Below are 7,581 nucleotides of genomic sequence, written 5' to 3' on the forward strand. Positions count from 1 at the left end.
GGGACTGATTCATGACCAGCGCCGGACGCGCTATCTGAACCAAAAAGGCATTGAAGTCGTGCGCTTCAGTAATCTTGAGGTGATGCAGCAGATGGGCGAATCAGAATTGCGGCGCGTCTGAAAAAGCCCTCACCCTAGCCCTCTCCCGGAGGGAGAGGGGACTGATTGGGGGATATTTCAGAAGTGTGTCAACTTGAGAGTTCTAATTTGAATCCATGATCGACGCGGTATGTCAGGTCGACATACATCCCGCTGACAACGCGGTCGGCCCCCTCTCCCTCCGGGAGAGGGCTGGGGTGAGGGCTGCGCTCTCACGCCGTACACCAAACCAGCCACAAACAAAAACGGGCCTGCATTCGCAGGCCCGTTCTCATTGGGGTGGCTTATGAAATCAGCGCATCAACTGTTGATCGCTGCCTGTTCGTTCTCGTCAAATTCTTCTGCCAGCAACTTGTCGTTGGCTTTGCCGGTGAATGGCACTACCGCAGCGCGTGGTTTACCTCGCAGTTTGCCGAACAGGTGATCCAGTTTGTGCTCGAGTTTTTCGGCAGCGCCGTCGATCGCCTGCTCCAGCGAATCGGCTTTATGGGTCACGGAAATCGGTTGATGGCCTTTTGGCCGCGCCTCCAGTTGGCAGCGCAAGTCATGGGGACCTGGTTTCTCGCCGTTCTCGTCGCTCAGGTGGACTTCGACACGGGTCAGGTCTTCTTCATAACGGTCGAGCGTGCTCTCAATAGTTGTACGTACCCACTCCTCCAGTCGCTTACTGCTTTGAATATGGTTATCGCTGTTGACTTGGATTTGCATAGTTCATCCCTTATTTCAGCTAGCTCGCAAGGGGCCTGGAACAGGATTTCGTGACCCCTTGATTACAACAATCGGCCCGAGCGGCGAACATTTCAACCCCTGAAAAAAGATAAATATTCATTCGCAAAAAAAGCCGGACAACCGAGCGAAGCGCTGGTAAGGTCGGGAGTTGGGTCGCCCTGCGCCCCGGCAAGGTTTGCTCACAATTGCCCGTCATTCAGCGGGTGCAAGCTGCGGAAAATCCCCGCCTCCTCTACCAGCCAGTCATGCACTGCTCGTACGCCCGGATGGCTCAGCGCCCCCGGCGCATACAACAGCACGTAACGTTTGTGATTAGGCACCGACAGGCCGAACGGCACGATCAGCGCGCCGCGCTCCAGTTCGTCGTTGAGCAAAGTACGTCGGGCAATCGCCACGCCCATGCCGGCAATAGCCGCTTCGATGGTCAGGTGATTGCGATTGAAGGTATGCCCGCGCCGCACATCCGCGCCTTCGAAGCCGACCGCGTTCAGATAAAACTCCCACTCGGCGTATTCATAGCTGCCGCGCCACGCAGTCATGTCGTGCAGCAGCGGGAAATGCAGCAGATCCGCCGGCCCGTGCAACGGCGGCCGCCCGCGCAACAGGCTCGGCGCGCACACCGGAAAAATCTGCTCGTCAAGCAAGGCTGTGGATAACAATCCGGGGTAGCTGCCGTCGTTCAGATCGATCGCCAGATCGAATTCGCCTTCGTGCAGCGGCACGCTGCTGTCCTCGGCAACGAGGCGCAACTGAATGTCCGGATAACGCTGTTGCAGGCGTGGCAGACGCGGCGTCAGCCATTTGCTGAGAAACGACGGAATCGAGCGCACACGCAGCGTTCCGCTGATCATCCCGGCATCCAGCCGTCGCAATTCCGCATCGATGCTGCCGTAGGCTTCGTTGACAGTAATCGCCAGGCGCTGGCCTTCAGCACTCAGCTCCACGCCGCGCGCGCGCCGATGAAAAAGACGAAACCCCAACCGCTCTTCGAGTTGGCGAATCTGCTGGCTCACCGCACCGGGGGTGATGTGCAGTTCTTCGGCACAACGGGTGAAGGACAGGTGCCGTGCGGCACAGGAAAACACCTGCAGCCAGACATAAGTCTGCGCATGCAATTGACGGCTCATGGTTTAGTCCTGCTAAAGGCTTTCTTAGGAAGTTTCGTTGGTCACCTCGGACCGAGGCAGGCAGTATCGCCGACATTGCGCTTGTCCGACAAAAAATGGCAGCGATTCCTCCTCCATTGCTTGTAAGGGTTTAGCATGGCTATCAGTGTTTTCGATCTGTTCAAAGTAGGCATCGGGCCGTCCAGTTCCCATACCGTGGGTCCGATGCGTGCGGCGGCAACGTTTGCCCAAGCCTTGATTGATCAGGATTTGCTCAATGACGTACGCCGCGTCGAAATCCGTTTGTACGGTTCGCTCTCGGCCACCGGCGTCGGTCACGCCACCGATCGCGCCACGGTCATGGGCCTGATGGGTGAGTGGCCGGACAGCATCGATCCGTCGACCATCGACGCCCGCATTCAACAACTGCGAGAAACCGGCCAGCTGTCCCTCGCCGGCCAGCAAACCATTGCTTTCGACTGGCAGCGCGATCTGCTTTTGCTGGATGAAAGCCTGCCCTATCACCCCAACGCGATGTCGCTCACAGCCTTTGGCGTGACCGGCGAGTTGTTCGAGCAAACCTATTATTCGGTTGGCGGCGGTTTCATCATCGAAGCCGCTGAAGCCGAATCCGGCGTGGCCCCAAGTGGCGACGTTGAATTACCGTACGATTTTTCCAGTGCCGCGCAATTGCTGTCGCTGTGCAAGCAGCACAACCTGCGCGTGTCCGAGTTGATGATGGCCAACGAGCGCGCCTGGCGCAGCGATGCCGAGATCCGTCAGGGCCTGTTGCACATCTGGGCGGTGATGCGCGAGTGCGTGGAAAAAGGCTTGAGCCACGAAGGCATCTTGCCGGGCGGGCTCAATGTGCCGCGCCGCGCGGCGAAGCTGCATCGCAGCCTGCTGGAGATCGGCAAGCCGAATGTGATCAGTTCAACGCTGTCGGCCATGGAGTGGGTCAACCTGTTCGCCCTCGCCGTCAACGAAGAGAACGCCGCCGGCGGGCGCATGGTCACCGCGCCGACCAACGGTGCCGCCGGGATCATTCCAGCGGTGCTGCATTACTACATGAAATTCAACCCGGACGCGTCTGATGATGATGTCGTCGCGTTCTTTCTGGGCGCGGCCGCCGTCGGCATTCTGTGCAAGAAAAACGCCTCGATCTCCGGCGCCGAAGTCGGTTGTCAGGGTGAGGTGGGTTCGGCCTGCGCGATGGCTGCGGCGGGTCTGGCGGAAATCCTCGGCGCTACTCCGGAGCAGCTGGAAAACGCCGCTGAAATCGGCCTCGAGCATAACCTCGGCCTGACCTGCGATCCGGTCGGCGGACTGGTGCAGGTGCCGTGCATCGAGCGCAACGCGATAGCCGCGGTCAAGGCGATCAATGCCACGCAAATGGCCCTGCGCGGCGATGGCAATCACTTCATTTCACTCGACCGGGTGATCCGCACCATGCGCGACACCGGCGCCGACATGCACGACAAATACAAGGAAACCTCGCGCGGCGGCCTCGCCGTGAACTGGGTGGAATGCTGATCGAGCGGCCTGCACCGTCAGCGACCATCGACGCGTTCCTGCCCTGAAAACGCGCCATAAAAATAGGCGAGCCGCAGCGCTCGCCTTTTTTGTTGCCGTGTTTATTGTTCGACAATTTTTCCGGCATGACCCTTGCTGTACCCCCTGTGAGGCAAACGGACTTTGCGAACCTCAGCGAACGAGATGCCAATGGTCTGGAATGGCGAACCAACCCGATCATGGCCGGTCAACAACTGCACGTTCAATCAGGCGGTGACGCATCATGGACAACCCATTTCAGATCATTACCGATGCTTTCGCGCCGGACTATCAGATCAACCTGAGCATTCAGGGGCTGGACGGCAGCATCATGCTGACCCTGTCCAACGGCGGCCGGATCGTCGCCAAACGCATGATCAGCGCCGAACAGCGCAATGATCCCGAGCGTTTGAAGCGACTGGTGCAAAGCATCCAGTTCGGCATCGCCATCGAGCAGGGCCACAGCGCCATGTCGATTCTCGAAGCCATGACCAACGGCGCCGGGCTCACCCCGCCACCGCCAGTCAAAGGCCAGCCGGGCCAATCAGCCGGGCTTTAAAGTTCACCCTTTTCGACTTCCGGATGCTCGCTCGAACCCGTGCCGATCTTGCGCTGCGGGTTCTCGATCTTCACTGACGGGAATTGCGACGAGGCGTAACGCACCACCAGGATCGCAAACGCCAGCAACAGAATGCCGCCGCACAGGTAGATGATGCCCATGTCCGGCGGGTTGTGGTGCGAGACGTTGGAGATCAGCAGACGCGTCAGTGCGGTGATCGCCACATAGATCAGGAAACGCACCGGCATGTGGTTGGTCTTGAAATAAATCCCGACCATCGCCCCCAGTTCCAGGTAGATGAACAGCAGCAGAATGTCGTCGATCTTGATGTGCCCGACTTCGAGCATGCCGAGAAACTCCATCACCGCCGCCCACGCCGTCACCGCACCGATGGCGAACAGCGCCAGGTAGTGGAAGGTTTCGACGAACAGGTTGCCCAGGGACTCGGCCAGTTGATGCACGTTCTGCCGCAGTTTCTCGGCCCAGTTGATTTTCACGATGATGTTCCTTAGCCCGATTCGAGCGGATGATGCGTGTTGGACGTTACGGTTTGCCGCATGCCCTGGTTGTCATGCAGAAACGAGGCCACGCCATCATGGCGAACCGCCGCCAACCCCGCCCCGTGGCGTTTCGTCGCACGGTCGGTGCCTGTGTGGAAGCAAGCCTGCTCGCGAATGCCGCCGACACGCGCCCCACTGACAAAGCGAAAATCCGGTCTACATTGAAAAGCCACTACCCATGGCGCAGGGATTCGCTTATCCTTTTCGCTGTATATGGATACAGTAGTCGACAAGACAACTTAACGTGAAGGCATGTGAGGTGGTGAATGGCCGTCGAAGTGGTATACCGCAGCAGCCGAGATCTGGAGCGCTTGTTCATGGATAAAGCCGAAGCTGACCGTCATGACAAAATGCTCGAACTGGCCGAATATCTGGCCGATGTTCTGCAAAAAGCCGTTCCGTCTCTGACTGAGCAGCAAGTGGAAGAAGCCGGGATCTACATGGCGAAAAATCGCGATGTGTTCGCCCGGGCGTTCAAGAGCCAGCCAGACGCGCTGGCTGAACTGATCAACGCACCGGCCGAAACGGTCGAAGCGAACGAGCCTGGCGAGGGCGTGGAAGCGCCGGTGAAACCGGCCAAAGCGGCGAAGGCTGCGAAGTGATAAACGCCTGAATTGAACAGGCCCCGAGTCGAACGACTCGGGGCCTTTTTAATGCCCGTGAAACTCAGCGATACAAAACTTTTTCTGCCAGTTCATCGGCGACCCGCGCCGGCGAGCGTTTTTCCGCCTGTGCGTGAGCGAAAACTTCGGTCAGCCTTGAACTGATCTTCGACAGATGCGCGGTGATCGTCGGCAGTTCTTCTCCACGATGTTTCAGCGAAACGTAGATCAGGCCGCCGGCGTTGATCACATAATCCGGCGCATAAAGAATGCCGCGTCGCTCCAGTTGGTCGGCCATGTCCAGGTGCGTCAGCTGATTGTTCGCCGAGCCGGCCACCGCCGCGCAGCGCAATTGACTGACGGTATGGCTGTTCAATACCCCGCCCAGACCGCACGGCGCGAGGATGTCGCACGGCGTGCTGAGCAAGGCGTCGTTGGCAATCGGGTGGGCGTTGAGTTGCTCCATCGCCAGTTGCACCTTGCCGTGGTCGATATCGCTGACCAGCAGTTCGGCGCCCACCGCGTGCAGTTGCTCGGCCAAGGCAAAACCGACATTGCCCAGGCCCTGAATGGCGATGCGCAAGCCTTCGAGGTTGTCGCTGCCCAGCCGCGCCATGGCCGTGGCCCGAATCCCGGCGAACACGCCCATGGCCGCATGCGGCGCCGGGTCGCCGGCAGACGTGGTGCTGGTGACATGGCGGGTCTGCTGGGCAATGCAATCCATGTCGGCCACGGAAGTGCCGCTGTCGATGGCGGTGATGTAGCGGCCGTCGAGCTGGTCGATGCAACGACCGAAGGCCTCGAACAGTGCGCCACGGTTTTCGACATGGGCCGGCCGCACGATCACCGCCACTCCGCCGCCCTGCTCCAGCCCGGCCAGTGCGGCTTTGTAACTCATGCCCTGAGCAAGACGAATGGCGTCCTCAATGGCTGAATCGTCATCGGGATAGGCAAGGTAACGACATCCGCCCAGGGCAGGCCCGAGGCGACTGTTATGAATGGCAATGACCGCCTTCAACCCGGAAACCGGGTCGACGCTAAGGTGCAGCGATTCCAGGCGAGTGCTTTGCATGAGAGCGAACATCGACAGGCTCCCGAATCACTTCTTGTAGAACGCCAGTATAGGCTTGCCCGTGAAAATTGCTGGAGCGCGCGGGAATAAGCGCCCGCGTCGACAAGCGCTTTGCGGCATAACTCTCTGCCCGCCATGCGGGGTACTGGACGAATCCTGCAGAGGAGGCTAAAAACGAGGCAATGCCCGGAGATTTCGATGAACCCGCGTCAACGTTTTTTCGACTGCCTGCACCGCTCACCGCCCGCACTGCTGGAAGCGGCGTTGTGGATCGCGGCCGAGCACGAAAAAGCTGTCGAGCCCGAAACGTTGTTGCAGGAATTCAGCGATCTACAGCAAAGGGTCAGTTACGGTTTGCCGATGCTACCGGTTAACGAGTTGGCGCAACCGTTGTTACGGCGGATGAACGACTTGGGTTTTGCCAAGGACGACTTTTTGCCGCTGCGCCCGCAGGCGGCCTTGCTGCCTAAAGTCTTGCACAACCGTCGTGGGCAACCGTTGGCGCTGGCGCTGATTGCGCTGGAGTTGGCGAGGGGTCTGGAGATTCCACTGGTCGGGGTCAACTTCCCGGGCCATTTTTTGCTGCGCGTGCCGGGCGCCGATCATTTGCTTGATCCGTGTGGGGGCCGGCGTCTGTATCCCAATGATTGCCGTGAGCTTTTGCAGCGCCAGTACGGGCCGAACATGAAGCTCAGTGCCGAGCATTTGCTGACTGCCAGCCCGCAGCAAATGTTGCAGCGCCTGTCGCGCAATTTGCGTCAGTTGCACCTGAGCCATGATGATTTCATCGCCGCGCTGATCGACGCCGAACGGGTGCTGGAATTGGGTAACGCTTCGGCTGCTGATTATTTGGCCCGCGCCAGTTTGTATCAGCGCCTTGATTGCCCGAATGCCGAGCGCTTTGATCTGGAGCATGCGCTGTTGCTTAGCGATGATCCGATCCAGCGCCTGCGCCTGACTGAACGCCTTGGGCATTTGCCGCCCAACTCTGTGGTTCACTGAACCGTCGTTTTTGTAGGAGTGAGCCTGCTCGCGATGGCTTGCTTTCAGGCGCTGAGTTTTGGGTACATATCCGTTGCTGCGGGTGCTGCGGCTGGCGGTTTCGCCCTTACGGCGAGTCCCTTTTTCAGACGCCGGAGTGCCGGCCCAGCAAAAAGGAACCAAAAGGCTTTGCTCCTACGTACGGCCCTCGCAGGCTCGGGTTCCTTCGCTGCGGGATCGATCCGGGCGCAGCGGCTACGGTTTGCTTCGCTGCACCTACTTCCGCTGTGTACGACTTCGTCGTACGGTCGCTGCGCTCCCA

8 protein-coding genes and 1 pseudogene are annotated in these 7,581 nt (G+C 59.4%); 5 read left to right on the forward strand and 4 right to left on the reverse strand.

Annotation, left to right across the window (positions count from 1 at the left end):
* Positions 1–49: 49 nt before the first annotated feature.
* The gene (locus ACYYKW_RS26120) at positions 50–121 is read left to right on the forward strand and encodes a hypothetical protein (protein WP_464991560.1); all 72 of its coding nucleotides are present in this window, start codon (positions 50–52) and stop codon (positions 119–121) included.
* 278 nt (positions 122–399) lie between these two features.
* Here ACYYKW_RS26120 and ACYYKW_RS26125 read toward each other — a convergent pair whose 3' ends face one another.
* Both ACYYKW_RS26125 and ACYYKW_RS26130 read right to left on the reverse strand, forming a co-directional pair.
* On the reverse strand, positions 400–807 hold the full coding sequence (locus ACYYKW_RS26125; RefSeq protein WP_016771629.1) for an HPF/RaiA family ribosome-associated protein: 408 nt from the start codon (positions 805–807) through the stop codon (positions 400–402).
* 200 nt (positions 808–1,007) lie between these two features.
* Complete coding sequence (locus ACYYKW_RS26130) at positions 1,008–1,955, reverse strand: LysR substrate-binding domain-containing protein (protein WP_464991556.1); 948 nt, start codon at positions 1,953–1,955, stop codon at positions 1,008–1,010.
* Positions 1,956–2,090: 135 nt separating this feature from the next.
* Here ACYYKW_RS26130 and ACYYKW_RS26135 point away from each other — a divergent pair, with 135 nt between their 5' ends.
* The gene (locus ACYYKW_RS26135; RefSeq protein WP_464991557.1) at positions 2,091–3,467 is read left to right on the forward strand and encodes an L-serine ammonia-lyase; all 1,377 of its coding nucleotides are present in this window, start codon (positions 2,091–2,093) and stop codon (positions 3,465–3,467) included.
* A gap of 262 nt (positions 3,468–3,729) precedes the next feature.
* Positions 3,730–4,044 carry a DUF3509 domain-containing protein gene (locus tag ACYYKW_RS26140; RefSeq protein WP_203420802.1) on the forward strand — a complete coding sequence of 105 codons (315 nt, stop codon included), beginning with the start codon at positions 3,730–3,732 and terminating at the stop codon, positions 4,042–4,044.
* On the opposite strand, the gene ACYYKW_RS26145 is transcribed toward ACYYKW_RS26140, so the two are convergent.
* Entirely contained in the window at positions 4,041–4,541 is a 501-nt protein-coding gene (locus tag ACYYKW_RS26145) for a phosphate-starvation-inducible protein PsiE (RefSeq protein WP_090281834.1), read from the reverse strand. The two genes, ACYYKW_RS26140 and ACYYKW_RS26145, sit on opposite strands and share 4 nt — an antisense overlap.
* A gap of 329 nt (positions 4,542–4,870) precedes the next feature.
* Here ACYYKW_RS26145 and ACYYKW_RS26150 point away from each other — a divergent pair.
* Positions 4,871–5,125, forward strand: a pseudogene (locus ACYYKW_RS26150) (YebG family protein); the annotation flags it as partial.
* A 145-nt stretch (positions 5,126–5,270) separates the two neighbouring features.
* On the opposite strand, the gene ACYYKW_RS26155 reads toward ACYYKW_RS26150, so the two are convergent.
* Positions 5,271–6,290, reverse strand: a complete 1,020-nt coding sequence (locus tag ACYYKW_RS26155) for a Glu/Leu/Phe/Val dehydrogenase family protein (RefSeq protein ID WP_464991558.1) — start codon at positions 6,288–6,290, stop codon at positions 5,271–5,273.
* Positions 6,291–6,476: 186 nt separating this feature from the next.
* On the opposite strand from ACYYKW_RS26155, the gene ACYYKW_RS26160 reads away from it, so the two are divergent.
* Positions 6,477–7,280 (forward strand): SirB1 family protein, encoded by an 804-nt coding sequence (locus ACYYKW_RS26160; protein ID WP_464991559.1) that lies wholly within the window; start codon positions 6,477–6,479, stop codon positions 7,278–7,280.
* The last annotated feature ends 301 nt before the right edge of the window (positions 7,281–7,581 follow it).

Source organism: Pseudomonas sp. 15C (genome assembly GCF_055484735.1).

Coding starts and splice junctions, on each gene's coding strand:
- ACYYKW_RS26155 (WP_464991558.1), bottom strand. CDS start 6,290: ATGTTCGCTCTCATGCAAAGCACTCGCCTGGAATCGCTGCACCTTAGC.
- ACYYKW_RS26140 (WP_203420802.1), top strand. CDS start 3,730: ATGGACAACCCATTTCAGATCATTACCGATGCTTTCGCGCCGGACTAT.
- ACYYKW_RS26125 (WP_016771629.1), bottom strand. CDS start 807: ATGCAAATCCAAGTCAACAGCGATAACCATATTCAAAGCAGTAAGCGA.
- ACYYKW_RS26160 (WP_464991559.1), top strand. CDS start 6,477: ATGAACCCGCGTCAACGTTTTTTCGACTGCCTGCACCGCTCACCGCCC.
- ACYYKW_RS26135 (WP_464991557.1), top strand. CDS start 2,091: ATGGCTATCAGTGTTTTCGATCTGTTCAAAGTAGGCATCGGGCCGTCC.
- ACYYKW_RS26130 (WP_464991556.1), bottom strand. CDS start 1,955: ATGAGCCGTCAATTGCATGCGCAGACTTATGTCTGGCTGCAGGTGTTT.